Origin of the sequence: Neptunomonas phycophila (assembly GCF_001922575.1) — a bacterium.
Lineage (GTDB): Bacteria > Pseudomonadota > Gammaproteobacteria > Pseudomonadales > Balneatricaceae > Neptunomonas > Neptunomonas phycophila.
On the sequence record NZ_MRCI01000005.1, the window covers coordinates 34,361 to 57,218 of the forward strand.

Genomic DNA, 22,858 nt, shown 5'->3' on the forward strand with positions numbered 1-22,858 from the left:
ACCTTATACTGGAATAACAGGCAATATACATAGGTAACGCATAATGCGCATTCTCTACCCGGATATTCACCCGTACAAAGAACAGATGTTGGATGTCGGTGACGGCCATTCAATTTATATCGAAGAAAGCGGCAACGCTGAGGGCTTACCGGTTTTATTTGTCCACGGAGGTCCTGGTGGGGGCACAAGCAACGCACAGCGCAGCTTTTTTAATCCAGAGAAATACCGCATCATTCTATTTGATCAGCGCGGATGTGGGCGCTCGCAACCTCACGCCTCGTTGGAGCACAACACAACGGCACACCTTATCACGGATATAGAAAAAATCCGCAGCCACTTAAACATAGAACAGTGGATGCTTTTTGGTGGCTCGTGGGGCTCTACGCTGAGCCTACTGTACGCACAAGCATTTCCAGACAGGGTTAACGGACTTATTTTGCGCGGAATATTCCTTAGCCGACAGCAAGACATTCATTGGCTTTACCAGCACGGCGCCAGTGTTATCTTTCCTGATTACTGGCAAGACTTTATCCACAAGATACCTGTTACAGAGCATAACAACTTATTACATGCCTATTACCAACGTTTAACTTCTGACAATGAGCTCGAGCGTATGTCGGCCGCAAAAGCATGGTCTATTTGGGAAGGTCGCTGCTCGACCCTAGTACCCAATGCCGACACTGTGGAGCACTTTTCTGATCCGCACATTGCTTTATCCATGGCGCGTATTGAAGCCCACTACTTTGTAAACAGTAGCTTTATTGAAGAAAACCAGATCCTAGATAATGCGGCATGCATTGCTCACATACCGACCATTCTGGTGCATGGCCGATATGATATGGTCTGCCCCGTTCAACAAGCCTACGAACTTCACCGCCAGCTACCACAAGCAGAACTTCATATCGTGCGGGAAGCAGGTCATTCGGCCTACGAAAAAGGCATAATTAATAACCTAGTCTGTGCTACAGACCAATTTGCCGAGTCCTTAGCCTAATTGAGAAAGAGTGTCCTTTTTATGAAGGGTTTAATACAACGTGTTAGCTGCGCGAGCGTCGATGTCGACGGCCAGCGAATAGGAGAAATTGATCACGGCTTACTGTTATTACTCGGTATTGAGCGTGATGATACGTCAGCTATTGCCGATAAACTGCTAAAAAAAGTAATCAACTACCGTGTCTTTTCTGATAGCGACGACAAGATGAACCTTAATCTACAACAGGTAGGAGGTGGCTTATTGATTGTCTCTCAATTCACTTTGGTTGCCGACACCCAAAAAGGTCTACGCCCGGGCTTTTCTAACGGCGCCTCTCCCGAGCACGGTAAAGCAATGTATGATTATTTTGTAGAGCAGGCCTCGCAGCAACACCCCTGTGTGCAAACCGGTAAATTTGGTGCGGATATGAAGGTATCTTTACTCAACGACGGCCCCGTCACATTTTTGCTAGAGGCTAACTAGCGTAACGGCTGCACTAAAGACGCTAAGCGTTCCCTAACAGCTGTTATTTGTGATGTTTGTTCTCTTTTCACGCGAGATGCATGGTATTCCAAATTAAACAAATCAAAGTAACTATCTAATACATCGGCACTGGTTGTATCGTTGACTTCGCGCAGCATTAGGGCCGCTATTTCAGCTGTGCATAAATGATGGGGCTCAGACGATTGGCGCAATTGATAGCGTGACTCGGCGGTATGGCTCGGCTCTATAGCAGGTATGTTATCGAGGTAACGGCTCAAACGAAACATCCGTCGTGCTTGACGCCATGTGCCATCCAAAATAATAAAAGCAGGTATACGATCATCTTGTTGAAGATAATCAGCCCTTACCATACGTTGCTGATAGTCCTCATCCGACGGAAAAACAATGCAAGGACGATAACGCGGATCATTTAGCGCCTCAAGAAAAGCAGGCTCAGGCTCAACGCGCCCCCACTTAAACACTCGGCACCCTTGCAAGGTATCAACAATCAAGCGTCCGGTGTTGGTTGGCTTGTAGATTTCATTATGATGAGTAAGCAGCCAGAAAACTGCTTTGCCTTTAATGTTTGGACGTACATCACACAAACAGCGGGCCGCTGCCATTAAACAGGATGAGCACCGCTCAACTCGGGAACCACGGGCGACAAAAGGCTTGCGAGGCGCATTAGGATCAAACGCCATATTTATTGTAATCTCTGTGGCGAATTTTCAAGGCCATCAAACAACGACGCGCTAGCCCCCCAATCAAGCTTTAAGCTACCGCGGTGCAGCCAATGCAGTGTTTGATGCAACTCTTGATAACTTAAAATACTCACGGCTTGCAGCTCGTCAGTACCATGGCTAAAAAAACTCAGCCGGTAACGTCCATCTTGGTAGCTAATATCCAGACGTCGCAAAATTGATGCCGGATGTTCATCGTGATTTTGGCTATCCGCCGACTGAATATTAGGCGCCTGTTGCGCTTGATCATGCTCAAACTGAGCCATCGCGCCTTGGTGCTCAACCGGTACTTGATTGACCTGTTGCGATGTTTTTTGCACAAGCTCTAATGACATTTCAAGTAAACGCATAACCAAACGCCGTGTTAACCAAAAATCGACACGCGGCCCCTGATTATCGAGGTTACCGATAAGGCGAATCCGATCTTCAACTTGATCAAAGAAAAACGAAACTGATGCGATATTAACCATGCGTCTATGCAGACCATCTAGCTATGAATAGCTAAATATCATAACGAATCAGCCGCCTGTTGTATTCATGAAGCGGACAATTTGTACATCACCGTCGGTTGTGAAATGGTGTTTTTCCGGTTTATGGGCGATGGCTGCGACTATCGTATCTTTGAGCCGCTCAATATCACCCGGGTAACGACGCACTACCGCTTTTAAGTCAACCGCATTTTCATTACCGAGGCACAGCAGCAATTTACCCTCAACAGTGACACGTACACGGTTACAATCACCACAGAAATTGTGGCTATGCGGCGATATAAACCCAATACGGCTATCGCTATCACTCATCGACCAATACTTAGAAGGCCCGCCTGTACTGTGCACATTCGGATAAAGCGGGTAACGACTGTGAATTATTTCGCGTACATCATCGCTGGAGCAATACGTTTCTTCACGTTTGTGTTCTGAAATAACGCCTAATGGCATTTCTTCGATAAAGCTAATATCGATGCCTCGTTCTCGAACAAAGTCGACAAGACCGAGGATCTCATCATCGTTACGACCTTTTAAAATAACAGCATTAATTTTAATGCGCTCAAAACCCACGGCTATAGCCGCATCAATCCCCTCGATGACCTGAACTAAGCGGCCAGTGCGGGTCAATTCGTGGAATCGATCACTGCGCAGACTATCCATACTGATGTTAATGCGATTGACGCCGCTGGCCTTTAACGCTTGTGCATACTTAGGTAATTGAGAGCCGTTAGTCGTTAAGCAAAAATCAGTTAAGCCAGGCAACTGCCCTATTCCATCAAATAGGCGCGTCACCTCTTTTCGCACTAGAGGCTCCCCGCCCGTTAAACGAATTTTAGTCACACCTAACTCAGTAAAGGCTTGAGCGATCATCTGTATTTCTTCAAGCGATAAAACCTGCTGCCGAGGCAAAAACGTCATTTCCTCATCCATACAGTACACACAGCGAAAGTCGCAGCGGTCTGTCACCGACATCCTTACATAGGTTATCTGTCGGCCGAATGGATCTGAGACAGGTGTAACAACTGACATGTTTTTTCCTCAGAGCAAGTCGCTAAAGGGCTGAATCGTTACCGACTGGCCCGCTTCGATGCGTTCATCATCATCGGTGATTTCAATTAAGCAGTTAGCCGCCACCATGGAAGTTAAGATTCCAGATCCCTGCGACCCTGTTACTTTTACCACCAGCACTCCTTGCTCGTTAATACGGTAAATACCACGGCTATAATCCGTTCGACCTTTACGAGAGCGCAACGGTTCCTCGGCGACAGCGGTCAAACGTATTGGCTGCCAACGTTCTTGTCCCATCATTTTGCGCAAAGCAGGTTGCACAAATTGTAAGAAAGTCACCATGACAGCGACAGGGTTACCGGGCAAACCAAAAAAAGGCCGGTCATTAACATGCCCAAAAGCAAAGGGACGGCCAGGTCGCATTGCTATGCGCCAAAAGTCCACATGCCCTGCGCTCGCCAGTACCTCGCGAATATAATCCGCATCTCCCATAGAGACGCCTCCCGACGAGATAATGCAATCAGCCTGAGCGGCTCCCTCGGCTAACGCTAGCGAAAGAGACTGTTTATCGTCAGCGATGATGCCTAAATCAACCACCTCACAACCGAGCTGTTCTAATAGACCTCGAAGTGAAAAACGATTGGTATCGTAAATCCCCTGACTGGGTAGCGGTTTACCTTGAGGGTGCACCTCATCGCCGGTCGAAAAAATGGCAACTCGTAACCGACTATAAACCATCACTTTGTCGTGTCCGATGGATGCCAGCAGCCCCATTTCCTGAGGGCGCAGCAAAGTACCATGCGCTAACGCTAACTGCCCTTGCTGCAAATCTTCCCCGGCTTGACGTACGTGCTGGCCTTTATCCATAGCGCCTTGGAAGTACAAAAAAGGTTCCTGAGCATTTTGCAGGTTATTCTTAACCTGTGCCGCTTCTTTAATGATAACGGTATCGCACCCTGTAGGCAGCGGCGCTCCCGTCATGATCTTTACGACTTCGCCGGGATGAACTACGCCTTCGTAGCCATGACCCGCATAGGCCTCGCCAATAACACGCAGTGGTAAGTCCAGTGACTCGCTGTAACCTAATGCATACCCATCCATCGCTGAATTAGTGGTTGGCGGCACATTAATAGAAGAAGCAATATCTTCAGCTAGCACCCGCTTCAAGGCCATCGTTAGCGGTATTGTTTCAGTCAAAGACTCGATAATGGTTAGTGCCCGCTGCTTAGGCGTCAGTACGGCATCGAGAAGAAATTGCACACTTTCAGATACACTCAACATACCACCAGGGTTAGCGGCCGCATCAAAACAACTCACCACTGAAGTGGCTTCAGCCTGCTTAGTCACACTGCCAGTCCATATAGTTGAGCACAAACGCTAACACTGCCTCAATATCAGCCATATCAAGCACTGGTAGGTCGGTGATTATGTGATCAGGGGAATCGGTAGCTATGGCAATAATATTTTCATCTTCAGGATAGATTAGAGGCTTACCTAAAGAGGGACGATGTAACTCCAGCTTAGGTATGGACTCTCGCTTAAAGCCCTCGACTAATACTAAATCTAACTGCGCCAAATCTAACTTACTGATGAGGTCACATAACTGAGGCTCTTGAGGCTCGACTTTATCAACCATGAGCGCCCAACGCTGATCTGAGGCAATCAGCATCTGATGAGCCCCCGCCTTGCGCAGCTCATAGCTGTCTTTACCAGGGTGATCGACATCAAATTTATGATGCGCATGCTTAATTACCGCAAGCTTAACCCCTTGTTCGTTGAGTGCTGGGATCAGCTTTTTTAATAACGTTGTTTTACCGGTACCACTCCACGCAGAAATGCCTAGCAAACGCGGCATGGCGATTAATGCATTGAGGTCATCTTGCCGGTTAACATTTACAAACGCATCAACACAATCACTAAAGTCAGCTTCAGCAAACCCGACTTCAGCAAACCACCGATCTATTTTTCGCTCTCCTGATGCGAGTGCCGATAAGAGATGATCACACAGGTCCCGTCTGATTAGCGTCACTACCGGTTGGATACGCTTCCCATCACTGGCGACTATTATCGGCTGCCCGCTGTGCGCTTGAGCCGTGACTAAACGCGAGACGGTATTCGCCGGTAAACGCGGACTATCACAAGGAACAAAAGCCACCCAAGGGGTCGTTGCATGTTTAAGCCCTGTCGCCATACCCATTAGCGGCCCTTGATAATCACCTTGAATATCAGTGATAACCGGGAAGCCTAACGATCGATACGCTTCTAAACTCCTATTTGCATTCACTAACACATGCGCCACTTCGGGCTCCACCACCGCTATTGCATGCTGGATAAGCGGCTTGCCTTCTAGCTCGACCCAACCTTTATCCGTGCCCCCCATTCGACGAGCCATACCGCCTGCTAAAACGACTCCGGTTACCTGCTCATGACGCATGCTTTGCAAACTCCGCGTTATCTAACACCTCCAACAAGCGGCCCGCTTTTAACTGAAGACGGCGACGGCAAATATGTGTAAGGTGTGTTTTTTGATGGCTACTGATCATGATACCGCATTTTTGCTGAATCAGCGCATCAACCATAAACGCAACCACATCGATTGAATGATGATCCATATTCGCTGTTGGCTCATCTAAGAGCAGCCAACTGGGTTCTAAAATAGCTGCACGAGCCAACGCGAGCCGTTGCTTTTCGCCTCCTGATAAGGTGCGTGCTTCCTGCGTCGCAAAGGCGCTTAATTTAGCCACCTGTAAAGCGTAATCGACTTTATATTCAATGAGTGACTTATCGTTAAAGCGGTTAAGTAAGCCGTACCGCAAGTTCTCTTCTACACTGCCAGAAAATAAGTACGGTGTTTGGTGCATATAAATGACACCCTTTTCCCCTGAGTGAAAGCGCCAGCGGCGACGCTCCTTATTATCAACGACAATACAGCCACTTGATGGGCTATCTAGCGCTGCAATCAATTTCATAAGTGTCGTTTTACCACTGCCGTTTTCGCCTCCCAAATGGATAACGTCGTTCTGATGAAGCGACAGCAACGGGATAGAAAACAACTCTTTACCGTTATATTTCTTTGTCAGCTTTGTCAGGGTTATATTCATATCAGCTTACCTGCAGTTGGCCACGGCCGCGCAATAAAGCCAACGCGACATTAAGAACTAAAGCCAATATCAACAGCACTAAGCCTAAAGCCACGCCTTGAGCAAACGCTCCTTTACTCGTCTCTAGTGCTATAGCTGTCGGTATGTTACGTGTAAAATTCATGATGTTTCCGCCAATCATCATCGAGCAACCTACTTCGGCAATAATACGCCCAAACGCAACAACCACCGCGGCAGTCAATGCAAAGCGCGCCTCATTCATCAAGGTCAAGATAGCTTTACCAAAAGAAGCACCTAACATGCGAGATGTTTCCCAAGCGCGTTTATCTAATGCTTGAAAAGCAGCATGCGACATACACACAATGACAGGGAACGCTAATAACATTTGCCCAATAACCATAGCGGGTTGTGTAAACAACAATTGCCACTCCCCCAATGGACCGCTACGCGAAAGCAACAAATATAATGTTAGCCCTACAACAACAGTAGGGACTGCCATCAGCGCATTTAACACGGCAACGACAACCCAACGCCCAGGAAAAGGCACCATGGCCAAATACAAACCCAACAGCACCGCTGGAATAACGGATAGACCAATCGCCGCTAATGATACCCGGCAAGACACGCCAATGATGACCCACAAATCGCGATCACCACTGATCAACAGCGTTAGCGCCTGAAGGCAGGTAGTGGTTAATGACTCCATTATTGATTAGCTGAGGCCGTAAATAATCCTTTACCGTTAACAGTGAAATCGCCTATTAGTTGTTGCCCCTGCGCGGATATTAACCAATCACGAAGCGCTCTAGCACCTGCTGTATTCAGCCCTTGATGGCGAACAGGGTTAACTAGGATGACCTGATACGGATTAAATAAACGCTTATCCCCTTCTACCAGCACCACAAGACGTAAACGGCTTTCATAAGCCAGCCAAGTGCCTCTGTCCGTTAGCGTATAGGCATTTAATTCATCAGCCATTTGCAGCACTTTCCCCATCCCTTGGCCGACTTCTTTATAATGACTAAAGTCAGGTAGCACTTGCGCATCACGCCATAACGCACGTTCTTTTTTATGCGTACCGGAATCATCTCCGCGGGAAATGAACAGGCTATCTGTATTGGCTATACTTGCCATAGCTTTTGCCACATCACTTTCTGCTGTAATACCGGCTGGGTCTGCTGAGGGCCCAATCAGGACAAAGTCGTTATACATCAAGCCTGTTGGTTCAACACCAAAGCCAGCATCTACAAACGCTTTTTCCGCCCCCGGGGCATGCGTCATTACTAAGTCGACATCGCCCGCTTCTCCCATTTTAAGCGCCTTACCTGTACCAACCGCTATTACTTGAACTTGCACATCATGCGCTTTCTCAAATGTCGGCAAAATGGCATCCAATAACCCAGAGTTGTAAGTACTGGTGGTCGTAGCCAAACGGATAATAGTGTCACTAGCATGACTTAGTGTCCCTAAAAGCATTAAGACGGTAATTAACAGTAGGCGCATCAGTATCTTCCTTATTATTGCGCTGAAATATCAGCATTCTTATTCTGACCTACTAAGGACGAGAGCAAATTAGATGCCAACGGTTTATTGCACAAAAATGTACCACTACGACTATATTAGGCTACCGAATCCAGACAAAATGACCTACCCTGTTGGCGGGCTGGACAATTTGTCCCATTATTATTGCGGTACTTTAAACGCTTGCAGCCCACTAAAAATAACAATAAAAACGGTCCTCACGAGCTAACAAGCGGTTTTTTACGCAGTTGAACTCTCTTGTTTGCTAGTAGACCCAACAACGGAGCATGCTGATGGATTTAGCGCCTGCTGACCAAAACAGTATTAAACCCGCCGTATCGGTACTCATTGTCGATGATGAACCGGGCATGTGTAATTTCCTCCATAAAGCCCTATCTAAACGCTTTGCGCTTGTTGAGACGGCCACCAGCGTAGAAGAAGCGGAACAATTACGTAAACGCTGCCATTTCGATTTGCTCATTGTGGATATCACCTTACCGGGCCGATCAGGTATGGAGTGGCATGAGGCACTAGAGCCCAGTGAGCGACGTAGCGATATTATTTTTATGACGGCCTACGCCGACCTAGAGACCGCCATTAAAGCATTACGAATAGGGGCCAGTGATTTTATTTTGAAGCCATTTAGGCTTGAGCAAATGATGAACGCCGTTGAACGCTGCTTACAACGACGAGAAATGGCTCGCAAAAACTTTGTGCTACAACGGGAAGTTACCGAGCAGTTTCCATTAACTGAAATGATCGGAGCTAGCGCAGCCATTCAGCATGTATTTGAAGTCGTTGAACGAGTTGCCCCTACCCCTTCAGCGGTGCTCATTGAAGGCGAATCCGGTACGGGTAAAGAACTCGTCGCACGGCTGCTTCATCAATACAGCCAACGTGGTGGCCCTTTCGTACCCGTTAATTGCGGCGCAATATCCCCAGAGTTATTAGAGGCCGAACTATTTGGCCACACCAAAGGAGCATTTACTGGTGCCAATAAAGCGCGGGAAGGACTATTCAATTTTGCAGCAGGCGGCACACTTTTTTTAGATGAAGTAGGCGAAATGCCCGTGCTGATGCAAGCCAAGTTATTACGCGCATTAGAGCAAAAAGCCGTACGCCCTGTAGGCAGCGAGCAAGAGCAAGCAGTGGATGTACGTATTGTTGCTGCAACTAACCGGCAACTTAAACAGGAGGTTGATGACAACCGCTTTCGTGAAGACCTTTATTATCGACTAAACGTCCTCAGCATCACCCTCCCTCCTCTACGCGATCGAAAAGAAGACATACCAGACCTTGTTCATCACTTTTCTTATCGGCTCTCACGTGATTTAGGGTTACCTGAAATTCCTTTTACCCATGACGACCTCGTTGCTATGCAAAACTACCCGTGGCAAGGCAATATTCGAGAGCTTAAAAACCTAATAGAGCGCTGTATATTGCTGGGTAAATTACCCGCTGAGTATTTCAAACACAGTGAAACACAACCGACTCCTGGGCAAAGCCACTATGATGGTTGGTCACTTGAAGCGCTAGAGAAACAACATATCCTTCGCACTTTAGAACAACACCAAGGTAATAAATCTTCAGCGGCGCGCACACTTGGGGTCTCTCGTAAAACACTGGATAGAAAACTAAACGCATGGCAATCGGACCTCAGCCATGTCCAAGCATAGTGAGATAACAACCCACAATAGACGGCCTATGAAAGGCCTTCACTTTTTGGCGCACGCTAATAAGCAACTGCGCCAATCCTTGCGTTATAAGCTGTTATTACTCATTGTTATACCGCTATTGTTAACCGCCCTAGGTTTTTCAATTATGGCGGCCTACTGGACAAGCAGCTATACCGACAAGCAGCTATATATGAAGGTAAGCGCAGACCTATCTGTCGCCCAAGGTACGTTAGATATACTGCAACGAGAACAAATGAATGTCCTAGCCCAACTGGCTAATGGCTACGACTTCAGAACCAACTTACTACGCAACTACCAGCGCGGTATCCGAGGCCAACTAAATGATGTTAGGCAAAGCAGGCAACTCGACTTTTTACGGTTTATACCTGCATCTCAATTATTAAACAGCCTAGAACCAAGCTTGCTGGCTCATACCGAATCCTTGCTCAAAGGTGATTCTTTATCTGGATTGGAAGTCCTCTCCGCTAACGAACTAGACCTTATACAAACCGGCTTAGCCAAGCGATCTCGTATCCCGTTAATAGATACCCCTTATGCAGCTCCTACCCAGCGCTCTATCGAAAGCCGCGCCATCATTATGCGCTCGCTATATCCTGTCATTAATGACTTTGACGAACTAGTAGGCGTATTAGATGGCGGCACGCTGTTTAACCGGAACACCCAAGTTGTAGACATGATTCGCGACCTTGTATACGGCCCAGGCAGCCTGCCTGACGAGGGTATTGGTACGGTAACACTCTTTTTAGATGATACGCGCATTAGTACCAATGTCCCTCAGCTATTGCCCGACCAACGTGATGCCCCACATCAAACAAGCACTATTACGGAAGCCGACCGCGCTATTGGCACTCGCGTATCTTCTGCGGTTAAAAATCACGTTTTAATCAAAGGCAATCGCTGGATTGATCGCGCTTTTGTTGTAAATGATTGGTACATATCTGCCTATCAACCTTTGATAGACCTCAGTGGCCAACGTATTGGTATGATCTACACCGGATTTAGTGAATCTCCGTTTACGCATATTTATTACAAAACTCTTTTAGAATCCGTCACTGTCATCGGGCTTATCATGCTCGGTTCGGGGCTGCTTGTTTTGCATAAAGGTAAACAGATATTAGCGCCGTTGTCTCGACTCAACAAAGCCGTTAACGCTGTAAAACAAGGCAATATGCAGCAAAGAATTGGACACTTAGAGGGGCAGGACGAGCTAACTGAGTTAGCTCATGAGTTCGATAAAATGCTGGATTTACTCGCCCAACGCGAACAAGAAATAATAAAAGCCAACGACGAATTAGAGCAAAAGGTTGACCAGCGCACTACGTCACTGAGACGTCGAACGGAAGCTCTAAAAGATCGAATACGCTTATTAAAAACAACCCGTAAGCAACTACTCGATCAGGAGAAGCTGGCCGTACTTGGAGAGCTCACCGCCGGAATTGCCCATGAGATCAACAACCCTGCAGCCGTTATCTTGGGCTCAGTGGATCTTATATTGGATGATTTGGGTGAGCAGGCAAAACCTATTAATGCAGAGCTAGATATGATCATTGAGCAGGTTTATCGTATCCGGTCACTGATTAATAACCTCCTGCAATACAGCCGGCCTGATAGCCAAACCGACAGCCAGCAAATCTGCAACATCAATCAGGTGTGCAACGACACACTATTACTTGTGCGCCATGCACTTGATAAGCAAAATGTAACCGTAGAAACTGACTATGCAGCAGAGTCGCTCGTCGAGATTAACACACAGCAAATACAGCAGGTTTTAGTCAATCTCATTATCAATGCAGCGCATGCCATCAAAGGCACAGGGAGTGTTTTCATTGGTACCGAAGACTGGGTAGAAGAGCCTGCAGCCACCTCAACAAACCGTGCAGCTGAACCATCACCATTGGGTGTCGTGATTCATGTGTCCGATTTAGGCTGCGGCATACCCGACTCAGTCAAAGAGCGAATATTCGAACCTTTCTTCACCACTAAAGAAAGCGGCACAGGTTTGGGCCTGTCGGTGAGCAAAGGGATTGTTACTCGGCATGGGGGGGACTTACGCGTTCACTCACCCAGCCTAATCGATGAAACATGCGGCACGACCTTTAGCCTGTACTTACCCAGCCATTACAGCGACCAAGCGACGAATACCGACCATATTAGCTTGCTACTCACAGGATTAGGTCAAGCCGAACGAGTCAACCGCAGAGCTACCGGTAAGGGAGACACTTAATCAGCACTCCAGATTAACTTACCGCATTGACTGGTATTGTATCCCCCTAAACTACTGGCTAGTTGAATACCTTCTCGGCTCTGCAAAAACTCAAAGATATGCTGCACAATTTTTCGAAAATACACAGGCCGAGTGACCACTAGGTCAAAGGCCTCAGCTCCCTGAGCGAGCAAAACTAATCCCATTTCTTGTGCGGCGCTCAAGGTGCCTGGGCCAATATCGGCTTCCCCTTTCGCAATTAAACGGGCTACCTCCCTTTCCGAGAATGCCGTCATTTGACGCGTTAACTGCGCCAATGGAAACCCTTGCCCGGCAAGCCATTCTCCTAAAAAGCGCTGCGACCCTGCGCCCTCTTGCCGAACGACCCACCGAGTTTCAGGGGTCAGCGCTTGTCTTGGATCAGTAAAGCGCTCAACATCCTGCGGCCGCACCATCAACCCATGTTGGCGCTCAAATAAGTGCACTAACACCCAGTGCTTAGATTCGCTATATTGCTGCAATAATGCAGGATGCCTAACGCGGCTTTCCTCTGCTCGTCCCCAGTGAATCGCTGTCGCGTCAGAACTACCTTGAGCTAGCAGATCCAAGCCTAGCTTAGTTCCGGTGACGGTATAGCCAATCATCGCCTGCGTCTTTAATTGTTGCGTTAAGCGGTTAGCCGTGGCTTGCAGTAAAGGGTCATCACTTCCTGATAGTAACAATCGATCGGCCATCAAGCCTCTGTGCGCATTATCCAATAACCAGCGATCAATCAAGGCACGTGGAAACAGCCATTTACCGGTCACTTTCGTTGCGGGAATCTTTCCCTCGGCGGCCATGGAATACACTTTTTTCTCATTAACGTCTAAGTATTCCGAAAGCTGGCGTACGTTCATAAACGGATGAGCGTGCTCATTCACCCTGAACCCCCTTGCCCTCTTGCAGGCAATCAAGATCGACGGTGTCCCGACCATGAAAGATCAGAAAGTGACGGCCTTTCGCGCGAGCCAATAAAGTGATTCCCATTTCCCTTGCCAACGCCAGTCCCATTTGAGTCACCCCCGAGCGTGACAATAAAACCGATATTCCCATTTGTGCCACTTTGATCACCATTTCTGACGTCAACCGGCCTGTGGTATAAAAGATTTTTCCGTTGGGGCTAATTCCTTGCAACCACAGCCGACCCGCCAACGTATCCACCGCATTATGTCGACCCACATCCTCAACAAAGGACACAATATAATCGCCATCGCTCACAGCACAGGCATGAACAGCGCCGGCGTTTTTGTATGTTTCGTTGTGCTGACTTAATGCACGAAGCAAACTATAAACCATGCTCTGCTTTACTGGCGTTACATGTAGTTCTACATCGGCGATTTTCTCCATTAAGTCTCCAAACATAGTCCCTTGGCCACAGCCACTAGTAACGGTCCGTTTTTCCAGCATAGATGCCAAATGAGCAGGCTCTTTACGAGTGACTACCGCCGCAGACTCAACATCCCAATCCACTTGTACAGCGGTTAAATCCTCAACCCGCTCAATAAATCCTTGGTTTTTTAAATAACCCACCACTAACGCTTCAGGGTCAGCCCCCAACGTCATCAACGTAACTATTTCACGTTTATTTAAATAAATGGTTAAAGGTCGTTCACAGGCGATTTGAATCGTCCTTTCACCGCCTAACTCGTCGATGACAGTAGCCTGCTCTGTTAACGACGCCTGCGCGTAACTGCGTATGACTGATTCAAAGGGTTGCTCCATGTCACCTACCTTCTCAATTAATTGGTTTGATCAGAGCAAGTTTCATTCCGGTGTTTATATACCCTACCGTCTACTGTTGATCACAATTAGCAGCGCATCACCGTGACACCTATTAATAGACAAAATGTCCCACCTTCATCCTCAACCGTGTCTTTTTACACCAACCAGCCTCCCTTTTACCCCTAAGAGCACCGTCATTATGTGGCCTACGCTTTGCAATGATCTCCAGTACCTGTGCTTATCGATCCAAGCGATTACGCAACAACCCGAAGGAGAACCTATGTGACTTCAGCTACTACGACTGCTCCGAGCGCTGATGATAAAGATCAACAGCCCCCCACAACAAAATCAGGGACGCGCTGGCCTGTATCCATTCAACTCAACAAAGAGAATGTTCAATCAGGCCGCTGGGACACAATACGTTGGAGCATTGCCGACTTGCTCCCTCGCCCCTTAACCGCTGACGATTATCATATCCTGACCATTGAACTTCACCTTGATCAACGTACCGCTTATCGATTCAACCTTAACTCACAAGCCCCCTGCCTATTCGTTTTATGCCATGAATCAGACGTTGATAACCAGCTTATCCCTGTCCACATCAGCGCCAGCCAAGATGAAGCTTCATCCTACATGGATGGCGAGCACCACGTTTTATCCGCAGAAATGCCGGTAGCTATATGTTGCTGGATCGAAGCCTATCTCAGCCGTGAAGGCGAATTGATTGATAGTGGGCGCAAAAAAAAGAAATCAGGAAAAGGACGCAGCAGTGGAAACTGATACTTCATTTCTTAAAAGATGGTCTCTGCGTAAAACCGAGGCAAACCGAGAGCAAAACGAACAATCAAACGAGACTGAACAACTATTAGACAATCAAGATAGTTCGGAGGTTACTCCACCCCTTCCTGACAAGGCGGCCGAAATATCCGCAGATAGTTTAAGTGATGAGGACATGCCAGCCATCGACTCTCTGGATGAGCATTCAAACTTCCAACAGTTTTTCTCAGAAGGTGTCAGCGAAGCTTTACGACAACAAGCACTAAGGAAGCTATTTAACCTCCCAGAGTTTCACGTGAGAGATGGGCTAAATGACTACGATCAGGACTTTAGCAATATCACCCCATTAGCTGAAGCTGCCGCTGGACAAATCAGACAATGGATTCATCAACAAAAAGATGACTTCACTGCGGCTTTGCAAGACGACAGCAATGATGAAGAAAGCACCGAGCCTATTCACTCTTCTCATGCTTCATCAACAGAAAGCGACCAAGTGACCCATACACCCACCCAAGACAAGACAGAATGATACAACACAGCGAAAAAACCAGAATTTCACTCAGATAATGACCGCATATATTGGACCCTAGCGACCTAATCAGTGGTTCATCAATTGCATCGAGTAATTTAAAAACGGTTCAGATATACAACAATGACAAGCGCACGGCCTACAGCGAGCACTGAGGTACGTGGATAAAAGCCATTAGCCTGACCACCGAGGGCTTTATGACAACAATAATAAACATGCCAAACCTCAGTAATGAAAGAGCAAAACAGGAGGTCATAACGCGACTATCGCCGCCTCATAACCTACTTGCGAGTACCATTGCTTACAGCACGCAAGGCCACCTGTTGATAATGGGATCCGAAAAAGCAATTCGGATTGCGGCACTACAACTGTCTTCTATGCAAAGTACTACACTATTGGTTACTGAAGCGGCTCAAATCGATATCGACACCGCTGACGAATCAGAGGCGATAGAATCACTGATAGCAAGCACCAAAAACGACACCGTCTTCTATAACAAGCTGCTGTCGGTCACAGGCTATCTTGGCCAATTTGACGTTGACGTCAGCATAACGGCACAAGAAGAGACATCTATTAGCCGCATTCCATTGGCTAAGTTAGCATTGGGGCTTCCACACTTTGACCTGATCTTAGACCTGAATGCATCCCCTATTCTGACAACAAACCTACTGCCGCCTGGCTATTTTCACGCAAATAATACAACAACGTTAGCCTCTCTCTACGAACAACTCCCTCAATACATTGGCGACTTTGAAAAGCCTAAGTATTTCCAAATCAACAACGACATGTGCGCACACAGCGCACGGGGGCAAACAGGCTGTACACGCTGTTTAGACGTATGCCCAGCAGATGCTATTACATCAATTCAGAACATTGTCTCAATCGACCCTCATTTGTGTCATGGCGCTGGCGGCTGCTCAAGCGCCTGCCCCACAGGAGCCATTACTTATACCCAGCCCCCAAGGGGACAGCTGCTCGATTATATTCAAAGACTCATCACACTTTACTCTGCCGAGGGGGGTGAAGACTTTTGTCTGCTGTTTCATGATCATGATAAAGGTCGAGAGTTAACACTAAAGCACGCTTCATCCATCAAAGGGCATATCATCCCTATCGAAGTCGAAGAACTGGCCTCCGTTAGTTTGGAAGTATGGCTAGCATCGTATGCCATGGGAGTGAATACACTCTATTTACTGAACACCGACGCTATTCCAAGCAGCATGCAAAATCTTGTTGAAGAACAGATATCCTTAGCCCATCGCATAATGACAGGACTAGCAATACACCCTAATCGGCTGCAATTAGTTGACGACATCACATTGCTTGAAAACCGGTTACCGTTACAGCCTTCATTGCCATCTATGGCTCCGGCCCCGTCATTCACAACTGACAAACGTGAAACTTTATTTAATGCGATCGCCCACTTAGCTGATGCGGCCTCAACAACAGAGCCCCAACAGTGTTTAAACCCTGTCATACCGCTACCTCATGGGGCTCCATTTGGAAAAGTCACAATTCAAGAGCAAGAGTGCACCTTGTGCCTTTCCTGTGTTGCCGTTTGTCCTACATCCGCGCTAACAGCAGGTAAAGATAGCCCCGCCTTGTACTTTACCGAGCAAAACTGCGTCCAATGTGGATTATGTGAGCGCAGTTGCCCGGAAAAAGTGATTACGCTAACCCCGCAACTGCGATTACACGCTACCGACCAGCCTCAAGAACTAATAGCCGAAGAGGCTTTTCAGTGCATCAGCTGCGCGACGCCTTTTGCACCTAAGCGTACAGTAGAAAAAATGATCAAATCGCTCAGTGAGCATAAGCAATTTCAGGGTAGTGCGATCAACCGACTCAAAATGTGTGCTGATTGTCGCGTTCGCGACATATATAACGATTTAACACTACACCCAGAAAAGCAATTAGAGCTATGAGGACTGATGAGTGAACATGATTCCAATCCATACTCACACCACAACCGAATACGATCAATTGCGCGGCGATATCTATGCACTTCTCGCTTCTCTTTTGAGGAGCGCGCCTACGCAAGACGCATTGGCATGGTTGCAAGCTCTACAACCGGATGGCGATGATAACCCAGACATGCTCAAAGCTTGGTCAGCACTAGCCCTAACAGCTCAGCATAGTAAAACCGAAGCGGTTGCCCAAGAGTATCAAGACCTATTCATTGGCGTAGGCCGTGGAGAGCTTATGCCCTTTGGGTGCTGGTATCTAACGGGCTCATTAATGGAGCGCCCTCTCGTAACCTTACGCGAGGACCTCAAACACTTAGGGTATGAACGGCAAAAAGAGGTATATGAACCGGAAGATCATATTGCCGTTTTGTGTGAAGTCCTCAGCTTAATGGTTTCCCAAGACCACAGCTATAGCCATCAATATAGGTTTTTACAGCGCCACTTGTTTCCTTGGGCTTTTGCATTTTTTACCGATTTACAAACAGCCAATAATGCCTATTTTTATGCTCCCGTTGGCCTACTAGCGCACACTTTTTTCCAACAAGAAAAAACATACTTTCAGCAGCTATCGCCTGCACAACTCAATACCGACAATAAAAATGACCGGAGGGAACTCGCATGAGTAGCCAAGAAAAACCGGATGCGGGGCGTCGTCGCTTTTTAAAAGCGGCTGGACTGGCATCAACTGCGGCTAGCACAGCCCTAATAATTGATAACACTTCTGCGAATCAGACAGATGAAACAGACGAAGCGAAAGAACCGTTATCACCCAAGGGCTATCAAGAAACCGAACATGTTCGCCGCTTTCTCAAGACGCTTCGTAATTAACAAGCAGGAGCCACCATTATGCGCCTAACCAAACGCGACCAAGACACATCGACAGCCCAATCCGGCTTAGGTTTATCCCGCCGCCATTTTTTACGCAACACAAGTTTAGCCACAGGCGGTGTAGCAGCCGCTAGCTTTTTAGCGCCTGGCATGATTCAGCAAGCGGAAGCTTCAAAATCTGCGGTCCATAGCTCACCTGTGGATGTAAAACGTACGATATGCTCGCACTGTTCGGTCGGTTGTGGTGTTTATGCAGAAGTCCAAAACGGCGTTTGGACAGGACAAGAACCTGCCTTCGACCACCCTTTTAACCTTGGAGGGCATTGCGCAAAAGGTGCGGCGCTGAGAGAGCACGGTCATGGCGAACGGCGTTTAAAATACCCAATGAAGCTGGTTGATGGCAAATGGCAAAAAGTCACTTGGGAACAAGCCATTGACGAAATTGGCGATAAAATGCAGGCCATACGCGAAGAGTCAGGACCTGACTCAGTCTATTGGTTAGGTTCTGCAAAATTTAACAACGAACAAGCCTACCTTTTCCGTAAGTTTGCAGCGCTGTGGGGCACTAACAATGTCGACCACCAAGCACGGATATGTCACTCAACGACCGTTGCTGGTGTTGCTAATACATGGGGCTATGGCGCCATGACAAACTCCTTTAATGATATTCATAATTGCAAATCGATTATCCTCATTGGAGCTAACCCCGCTGAAGCCCATCCGGTTTCTTTGCAACATATCTTTCGTGCTAAAGAACGCAACAAAGCGCATATCATCTGCGTAGACCCGCGTTTTACTCGCACCGCCGCTCATGCAAATGAATACATACGCATACGCCCCGGTAGTGATGTCGCCTTTATTTGGGGCCTTCTGTGGCACATTTTTGAAAACGGCTGGGAAGATAAACAGTTCATAGCCCAACGCGTATACGGCATGGACAAAATACGCACGGAGGTCGCTAATTGGACACCGGCTGAAGTTGAAAGCGTAACCGGTGTACCAGAAGAACAAATGCGCCAAGCCGCAAAATCTCTGGCCGACAATCGACCGGGAACCGTCATCTGGTGTATGGGTGGAACACAACACACCACAGGCAATAACAACACACGTGCTTACTGTATTTTAATGCTCGCACTTGGAAACATGGGTAAAGCTGGCGGCGGCACCAACATCTTCCGTGGCCATGACAATGTCCAAGGAGCAACAGACCTAGGCGTTTTATCCCATACCTTGCCTGGCTACTATGGGCTAACAGACGGCGCCTGGAAGCACTGGTCAAAAGTCTGGGACCTTGACTTTGAGTGGGTAAAAAGTCGCTTTGATCAAAGCGTTTATCGAACGCTAAAGCCAATGAACAATTCCGGGATTCCCGTTTCCCGCTGGATTGATGGTGTGCTCGAGGACAAGAAGAATATCGATCAGAATGACAATCTTCGCGCGATGGTTTATTGGGGACACGCTGTCAACTCGCAAACTCGTGGCGTCGAAATGAAAACCGCCATGGAAAAGCTGGAGCTGATGGTCATCGTCGACCCTTATCCAACTCATGCCGCCGTCATGCATGATAAAAAGGATGGGGTTTACCTACTCCCAGCAACAACACAATTTGAAACCTACGGCTCAGTAACCGCATCGAATCGCTCCATACAATGGCGAGATAAAGTGATTGAACCTCTCTTTGAGTCTAAGCCTGACCACATCATCATGCATAAATTTGCAGTGAAACTGGGTTTCGATAAGCAACTATTCAAAAATATCTCCATCAGCAATGAAGAACCTTTGATTGAGGATATTACGCGTGAATTTAACCGAGGAATGTGGACCGTAGGCTATACCGGCCAAAGCCCAGAACGCATAAAAGAACACCAACAAAATTGGCACACTTTCAATGAAACCAGTCTAAAAGGAGAAGGTGGCCCTGCCGACGGTGAGTATTACGGAATGCCGTGGCCTTGCTGGGGTACACCAGAGATGAGACACCCTGGTACCCCTATCCTCTACGATACCAGTAAAAGTGTTGCAGAAGGCGGCTTACCTTTCCGCGCTCGCTACGGTGTAGAGCACGAAGGGACTAACATTTTAGCTGAAGGCTCCTTTACAAAAGGTTCTGAAATTAAAGATGGATACCCTGAGTTCTCTGCAGAGCTGCTAAAAAAACTGGGCTGGTGGAGTGACCTCACTCAGGAAGAACAGTTGGCAGCTGACGGGAAAAACTGGAAGACAGACATGTCAGGAGGTATCCAACGGGTAGCGATCAAACATGGTTGTGCCCCATTCGGAAATGCGAAAGCTCGCGCTATAGTATGGACCTTCCCCGACCAAGTCCCACTGCACAGAGAGCCACTGTACTCAAACCGCCGGGATTTGGTTTCAAAATATCCAACATTTGATGACGCCGAATCGATTTATCGATTGCCGACACTTTATAAGTCAATACAGGCTAAAGATGTCAGTACTGACTTTCCCATTATTTTAACGTCGGGACGCTTAGTGGAATACGAAGGGGGCGGTGAAGAAACGCGTTCTAACCCTTGGTTAGCAGAGCTTCAACAAGAAATGTTTGTTGAGGTAAACCCTTCTGATGCCAACACACTCGGCTTTAAAAATGGAGACGATGTATGGCTCATAGGGCCAGAAGGGGGGCGTATAAAAATCAAAGCGCTCATTACACCGCGTGTTGATAAAGGCGTAGCCTTCTTGCCTTTCCACTTTGGGGGACAATTCCAAGGGAAAGACTTAACCAGCAAGTATCCTGAGGGCTCTGCACCGTATGTTACGGGTGAAGCAGCTAATACGGCCATGACGTATGGATACGACCCCGTCACCGTGATGCAAGAAACGAAAGTTTCTCTCTGTCGCATCGAAAAAGCAACGGCCTAAGGAGATCTAACCATGGCTAATATGAAGTTCCTGTGTGACTCCAAGCGCTGCATCGAATGTAACGGATGTGTAACAGCGTGCAAAAACGAAAACGAAGTGGAATGGGGCGTTAACCGTCGGCGCGTCGTGACCCTTAATGATGGCGAACCCGGCGAAACCTCCATTTCTGTCGCGTGCATGCATTGCTCTGATGCTCCGTGCATGGCTGTTTGCCCTACTGACTGCTTTTATAAAACCGATGATGGAATTGTTTTACACAATAAAGACATCTGCATTGGTTGCGGTTATTGCCTTTTCGCGTGCCCTTTTGGCGCACCACAGTTTCCCAGCAGCTCAGCGTTTGGCGAGCGTGGAAAAATGGATAAGTGTACATTCTGCGCCGGAGGGCCAGAGGAAGATAACAGCCCAGAAGAATACGCCAAATATGGAGCAAACAGGATTGCTGAAGGCAAGTTACCTATGTGTGCCGAACTATGCTCTACCAAAGCTCTATTAGCGGGTGATGCAAACGACGTTTCCGATATTTTTAGAGAACGAGTTGTGTATCGCGGCCATAACGATGGCGCTTGGGCAATGGAAGAAGAACTCGCATACGATGCGACGCAGCCAAAGGCTTAACCCAATAAAGCCACATCATGTGGCTCAATCAAGGTTATTGTTATGAAGAGACTTTCACTGAGTCACCTCATTATTATTTGCTTGGTATATCTAACGTCAAGCAACGTTGCTCTTGCTGCCGATAAAGCCTCTGAAGCTAAAGTAAGCGGTTTTTCTGGAGCCGAGTATTGGCGAGTAATTAAAGACGGCAACGAAGGAACGTCACAAGTTAAAGGAATTGAAGCAGGGGTGCTTATCAATGTTGAAGGGGAATACTGGAGACATCTACGTAACAAATGGGTATCACCTTATGGCGCTTATGCGCTCTTAGGTGTCCTGTGCACATTACTCATCTTTTATTTAATCGTGGGGCAAAAGAAGCTAGATCACCCCAGGACAAATAAAAAAATAAAACGCTGGAGCCAACTTGATAGGGCAAATCACTGGACGGTAGCTATCCTCTTTATGACGTTAGCATTAACAGGCCTTAGCTTACTCTATGGTAAATTTTTCTTAAAAGGGCTCCTAGGAGACTCCATTTGGGGTAACTATATTGCCTTATGCAAAATACTGCATAACTATTTAGGCCCACTTTTCATGCTAGCTTTACTAATCATGATAGTTCGTTGGCTGAAACATAACTTTTTCAACGCCATCGATCTGCGTTGGTTTATTAAAGGAGGAGGAATATTCGGTAATGCCCACCCAAGTGCAGGCTTTCTAAACGGCGGTGAAAAAGTATGGTTTTGGTTGTTAACGTTTGGCGGAGTCACTATAAGTATTTCAGGCCTCATACTCGACTTCCCTCTGTTTGGACAAACACGCGAGGTTATGCAGTGGAGCAATATTATTCATGCCGTTAGCTCACTGATCCTAATTGCTGCGTCATTCGGCCATATTTATATCGGTACGGCAGGCACAGAAGGAGCTCTTGAAGGGATGACGACAGGCTATGTGGATGAATCATGGGCCAAGCAACACCATGACCTGTGGTATGAAGAAAAGAAAACCAAATCAACTAACGAACTAATGTAATCAATAAAAACCAATGCCGGCATTGCCGGCATTATTTATCTACCAAGCAAAATGCGCGCGTTAGCAAACAGGTAAAATGAGCAAAACACCGCCTGTTTAGCCAATCGTAAAAACAATAACCATAAAAAAACCCCTGACTGCAGCGCAATCAGGGGTTCGGTATAAAAGCTTGGCGATGACCTACTCTCACATGGGGAGACCCCACACTACCATCGGCGCTAAAGCGTTTCACTACTGAGTTCGGGATGGGATCAGGTGGTTCCACTTCGC

At 47.4% G+C, this 22,858-nt stretch carries 22 protein-coding genes and 1 rRNA gene; 12 read left to right on the forward strand and 11 right to left on the reverse strand.

Translation table 11 applies throughout. The annotated features are described in order from the left end of the window. Positions 1 to 43: 43 nt before the first annotated feature. Together pip and dtd are read left to right on the forward strand one after the other, a co-directional pair. Positions 44 to 994, forward strand: coding sequence for a prolyl aminopeptidase (gene pip / locus BS617_RS17220; RefSeq protein WP_075174241.1), 951 nt, complete (start codon positions 44 to 46; stop codon positions 992 to 994). Positions 995 to 1,015: 21 nt separating this feature from the next. Next, a complete protein-coding gene (dtd, locus tag BS617_RS17225; RefSeq protein WP_075174242.1) occupies positions 1,016 to 1,456 on the forward strand; it encodes a D-aminoacyl-tRNA deacylase in 441 nt (146 codons plus the stop codon). On the opposite strand, the gene BS617_RS17230 is transcribed toward dtd, so the two are convergent. From BS617_RS17230 to BS617_RS17265, 8 genes are read right to left on the reverse strand one after another with little or no spacing between them, the layout of a single operon-like run. Continuing rightward, the gene (locus tag BS617_RS17230; RefSeq protein ID WP_075174243.1) at positions 1,453 to 2,157 is read right to left on the reverse strand and encodes a tRNA-uridine aminocarboxypropyltransferase; all 705 of its coding nucleotides are present in this window, start codon (positions 2,155 to 2,157) and stop codon (positions 1,453 to 1,455) included. The genes dtd and BS617_RS17230 overlap by 4 nt on opposite strands. A 2-nt stretch (positions 2,158 to 2,159) precedes the next feature. Continuing rightward, on the reverse strand, positions 2,160 to 2,666 hold the full coding sequence (locus tag BS617_RS17235) for a hypothetical protein (protein ID WP_075174244.1): 507 nt from the start codon (positions 2,664 to 2,666) through the stop codon (positions 2,160 to 2,162). A 48-nt stretch (positions 2,667 to 2,714) separates the two neighbouring features. Continuing rightward, a complete protein-coding gene (gene moaA, locus BS617_RS17240) occupies positions 2,715 to 3,713 on the reverse strand; it encodes a GTP 3',8-cyclase MoaA (RefSeq protein WP_075174245.1) in 999 nt (332 codons plus the stop codon). Positions 3,714 to 3,722: 9 nt separating this feature from the next. Then, on the reverse strand, positions 3,723 to 5,039 hold the full coding sequence (locus BS617_RS18335; RefSeq protein ID WP_249263641.1) for a bifunctional molybdopterin-guanine dinucleotide biosynthesis adaptor protein MobB/molybdopterin molybdotransferase MoeA: 1,317 nt from the start codon (positions 5,037 to 5,039) through the stop codon (positions 3,723 to 3,725). Next, entirely contained in the window at positions 5,032 to 6,126 is a 1,095-nt protein-coding gene (gene mobA / locus BS617_RS18445; RefSeq protein ID WP_075174246.1) for a molybdenum cofactor guanylyltransferase MobA, read from the reverse strand. The genes BS617_RS18335 and mobA overlap by 8 nt, the downstream gene beginning before the upstream one ends. Continuing rightward, positions 6,116 to 6,793: an ABC transporter ATP-binding protein gene (locus tag BS617_RS17255; RefSeq protein ID WP_075174247.1), complete on the reverse strand. Its 678-nt coding sequence runs from the start codon at positions 6,791 to 6,793 to the stop codon at positions 6,116 to 6,118. Before BS617_RS17255 ends, mobA begins: the two co-directional genes overlap by 11 nt. Position 6,794: 1 nt before the next feature. Then, complete coding sequence (locus BS617_RS17260) at positions 6,795 to 7,499, reverse strand: ABC transporter permease (RefSeq protein ID WP_075174248.1); 705 nt, start codon at positions 7,497 to 7,499, stop codon at positions 6,795 to 6,797. Continuing rightward, a complete protein-coding gene (locus tag BS617_RS17265; RefSeq protein WP_075174249.1) occupies positions 7,499 to 8,296 on the reverse strand; it encodes an ABC transporter substrate-binding protein in 798 nt (265 codons plus the stop codon). Before BS617_RS17265 ends, BS617_RS17260 begins: the two co-directional genes overlap by 1 nt. A gap of 311 nt (positions 8,297 to 8,607) precedes the next feature. On the opposite strand from BS617_RS17265, the gene BS617_RS17270 reads away from it, so the two are divergent. After that, on the forward strand, positions 8,608 to 9,990 hold the full coding sequence (locus tag BS617_RS17270; RefSeq protein WP_075174250.1) for a sigma-54-dependent transcriptional regulator: 1,383 nt from the start codon (positions 8,608 to 8,610) through the stop codon (positions 9,988 to 9,990). Beyond that, positions 9,977 to 12,235: a sensor histidine kinase gene (locus tag BS617_RS17275; protein ID WP_083610188.1), complete on the forward strand. Its 2,259-nt coding sequence runs from the start codon at positions 9,977 to 9,979 to the stop codon at positions 12,233 to 12,235. Before BS617_RS17270 ends, BS617_RS17275 begins: the two co-directional genes overlap by 14 nt. On the opposite strand, the gene BS617_RS17280 is transcribed toward BS617_RS17275, so the two are convergent. Both BS617_RS17280 and fdhD read right to left on the reverse strand, forming a co-directional pair. Continuing rightward, complete coding sequence (locus BS617_RS17280; protein WP_212667482.1) at positions 12,232 to 13,134, reverse strand: substrate-binding domain-containing protein; 903 nt, start codon at positions 13,132 to 13,134, stop codon at positions 12,232 to 12,234. The two genes, BS617_RS17275 and BS617_RS17280, sit on opposite strands and share 4 nt — an antisense overlap. After that, complete coding sequence (gene fdhD / locus BS617_RS17285; RefSeq protein WP_075174252.1) at positions 13,127 to 13,975, reverse strand: formate dehydrogenase accessory sulfurtransferase FdhD; 849 nt, start codon at positions 13,973 to 13,975, stop codon at positions 13,127 to 13,129. Before fdhD ends, BS617_RS17280 begins: the two co-directional genes overlap by 8 nt. Positions 13,976 to 14,257: 282 nt before the next feature. Here fdhD and BS617_RS17290 point away from each other — a divergent pair, with 282 nt between their 5' ends. The 8 genes from BS617_RS17290 to BS617_RS17325 all read left to right on the forward strand — a co-directional run bounded on the left by BS617_RS17290 (position 14,258) and on the right by BS617_RS17325 (position 22,588). After that, entirely contained in the window at positions 14,258 to 14,755 is a 498-nt protein-coding gene (locus BS617_RS17290; RefSeq protein ID WP_075174253.1) for a DUF3305 domain-containing protein, read from the forward strand. Next, positions 14,745 to 15,281: a DUF3306 domain-containing protein gene (locus BS617_RS17295; RefSeq protein ID WP_075174254.1), complete on the forward strand. Its 537-nt coding sequence runs from the start codon at positions 14,745 to 14,747 to the stop codon at positions 15,279 to 15,281. Before BS617_RS17290 ends, BS617_RS17295 begins: the two co-directional genes overlap by 11 nt. A gap of 197 nt (positions 15,282 to 15,478) precedes the next feature. Beyond that, entirely contained in the window at positions 15,479 to 17,206 is a 1,728-nt protein-coding gene (locus tag BS617_RS17300) for a 4Fe-4S binding protein (protein ID WP_083610191.1), read from the forward strand. Between the two features lie 16 nt (positions 17,207 to 17,222). After that, the gene (locus BS617_RS17305; RefSeq protein ID WP_075174255.1) at positions 17,223 to 17,870 is read left to right on the forward strand and encodes a TorD/DmsD family molecular chaperone; all 648 of its coding nucleotides are present in this window, start codon (positions 17,223 to 17,225) and stop codon (positions 17,868 to 17,870) included. Beyond that, the gene (locus BS617_RS17310; RefSeq protein ID WP_075174256.1) at positions 17,867 to 18,076 is read left to right on the forward strand and encodes a twin-arginine translocation signal domain-containing protein; all 210 of its coding nucleotides are present in this window, start codon (positions 17,867 to 17,869) and stop codon (positions 18,074 to 18,076) included. The genes BS617_RS17305 and BS617_RS17310 overlap by 4 nt, the downstream gene beginning before the upstream one ends. An 18-nt stretch (positions 18,077 to 18,094) precedes the next feature. After that, positions 18,095 to 20,956 (forward strand): formate dehydrogenase subunit alpha, encoded by a 2,862-nt coding sequence (locus tag BS617_RS17315; RefSeq protein WP_075174257.1) that lies wholly within the window; start codon positions 18,095 to 18,097, stop codon positions 20,954 to 20,956. A gap of 12 nt (positions 20,957 to 20,968) precedes the next feature. Further along, positions 20,969 to 21,574, forward strand: a complete 606-nt coding sequence (gene fdh3B, locus BS617_RS17320) for a formate dehydrogenase FDH3 subunit beta (protein WP_075174258.1) — start codon at positions 20,969 to 20,971, stop codon at positions 21,572 to 21,574. A 42-nt stretch (positions 21,575 to 21,616) separates the two neighbouring features. Further along, on the forward strand, positions 21,617 to 22,588 hold the full coding sequence (locus BS617_RS17325; RefSeq protein WP_075174259.1) for a formate dehydrogenase subunit gamma: 972 nt from the start codon (positions 21,617 to 21,619) through the stop codon (positions 22,586 to 22,588). A 167-nt stretch (positions 22,589 to 22,755) separates the two neighbouring features. Here BS617_RS17325 and rrf read toward each other — a convergent pair. After that, positions 22,756 to 22,858, reverse strand: a 5S ribosomal RNA gene (gene rrf, locus BS617_RS17330); the annotation flags it as partial.

What these genes read in the sequence shown, in the direction of transcription:
- pip (WP_075174241.1), top strand. Translation starts at nt 44, where the DNA reads ATGCGCATTCTCTACCCGGATATTCACCCGTACAAAGAACAGATGTTG.
- dtd (WP_075174242.1), top strand. Translation starts at nt 1,016, where the DNA reads ATGAAGGGTTTAATACAACGTGTTAGCTGCGCGAGCGTCGATGTCGAC.
- BS617_RS17230 (WP_075174243.1), bottom strand. Translation starts at nt 2,157, where the DNA reads ATGGCGTTTGATCCTAATGCGCCTCGCAAGCCTTTTGTCGCCCGTGGT.
- BS617_RS17235 (WP_075174244.1), bottom strand. Translation starts at nt 2,666, where the DNA reads ATGGTTAATATCGCATCAGTTTCGTTTTTCTTTGATCAAGTTGAAGAT.
- moaA (WP_075174245.1), bottom strand. Translation starts at nt 3,713, where the DNA reads ATGTCAGTTGTTACACCTGTCTCAGATCCATTCGGCCGACAGATAACC.
- mobA (WP_075174246.1), bottom strand. Translation starts at nt 6,126, where the DNA reads ATGCGTCATGAGCAGGTAACCGGAGTCGTTTTAGCAGGCGGTATGGCT.
- BS617_RS17255 (WP_075174247.1), bottom strand. Translation starts at nt 6,793, where the DNA reads ATGAATATAACCCTGACAAAGCTGACAAAGAAATATAACGGTAAAGAG.
- BS617_RS17260 (WP_075174248.1), bottom strand. Translation starts at nt 7,499, where the DNA reads ATGGAGTCATTAACCACTACCTGCCTTCAGGCGCTAACGCTGTTGATC.
- BS617_RS17265 (WP_075174249.1), bottom strand. Translation starts at nt 8,296, where the DNA reads ATGCGCCTACTGTTAATTACCGTCTTAATGCTTTTAGGGACACTAAGT.
- BS617_RS17270 (WP_075174250.1), top strand. Translation starts at nt 8,608, where the DNA reads ATGGATTTAGCGCCTGCTGACCAAAACAGTATTAAACCCGCCGTATCG.
- BS617_RS17275 (WP_083610188.1), top strand. Translation starts at nt 9,977, where the DNA reads ATGTCCAAGCATAGTGAGATAACAACCCACAATAGACGGCCTATGAAA.
- fdhD (WP_075174252.1), bottom strand. Translation starts at nt 13,975, where the DNA reads ATGGAGCAACCCTTTGAATCAGTCATACGCAGTTACGCGCAGGCGTCG.
- BS617_RS17300 (WP_083610191.1), top strand. Translation starts at nt 15,479, where the DNA reads ATGACAACAATAATAAACATGCCAAACCTCAGTAATGAAAGAGCAAAA.
- BS617_RS17305 (WP_075174255.1), top strand. Translation starts at nt 17,223, where the DNA reads ATGATTCCAATCCATACTCACACCACAACCGAATACGATCAATTGCGC.
- BS617_RS17310 (WP_075174256.1), top strand. Translation starts at nt 17,867, where the DNA reads ATGAGTAGCCAAGAAAAACCGGATGCGGGGCGTCGTCGCTTTTTAAAA.
- BS617_RS17315 (WP_075174257.1), top strand. Translation starts at nt 18,095, where the DNA reads ATGCGCCTAACCAAACGCGACCAAGACACATCGACAGCCCAATCCGGC.
- fdh3B (WP_075174258.1), top strand. Translation starts at nt 20,969, where the DNA reads ATGGCTAATATGAAGTTCCTGTGTGACTCCAAGCGCTGCATCGAATGT.
- BS617_RS17325 (WP_075174259.1), top strand. Translation starts at nt 21,617, where the DNA reads ATGAAGAGACTTTCACTGAGTCACCTCATTATTATTTGCTTGGTATAT.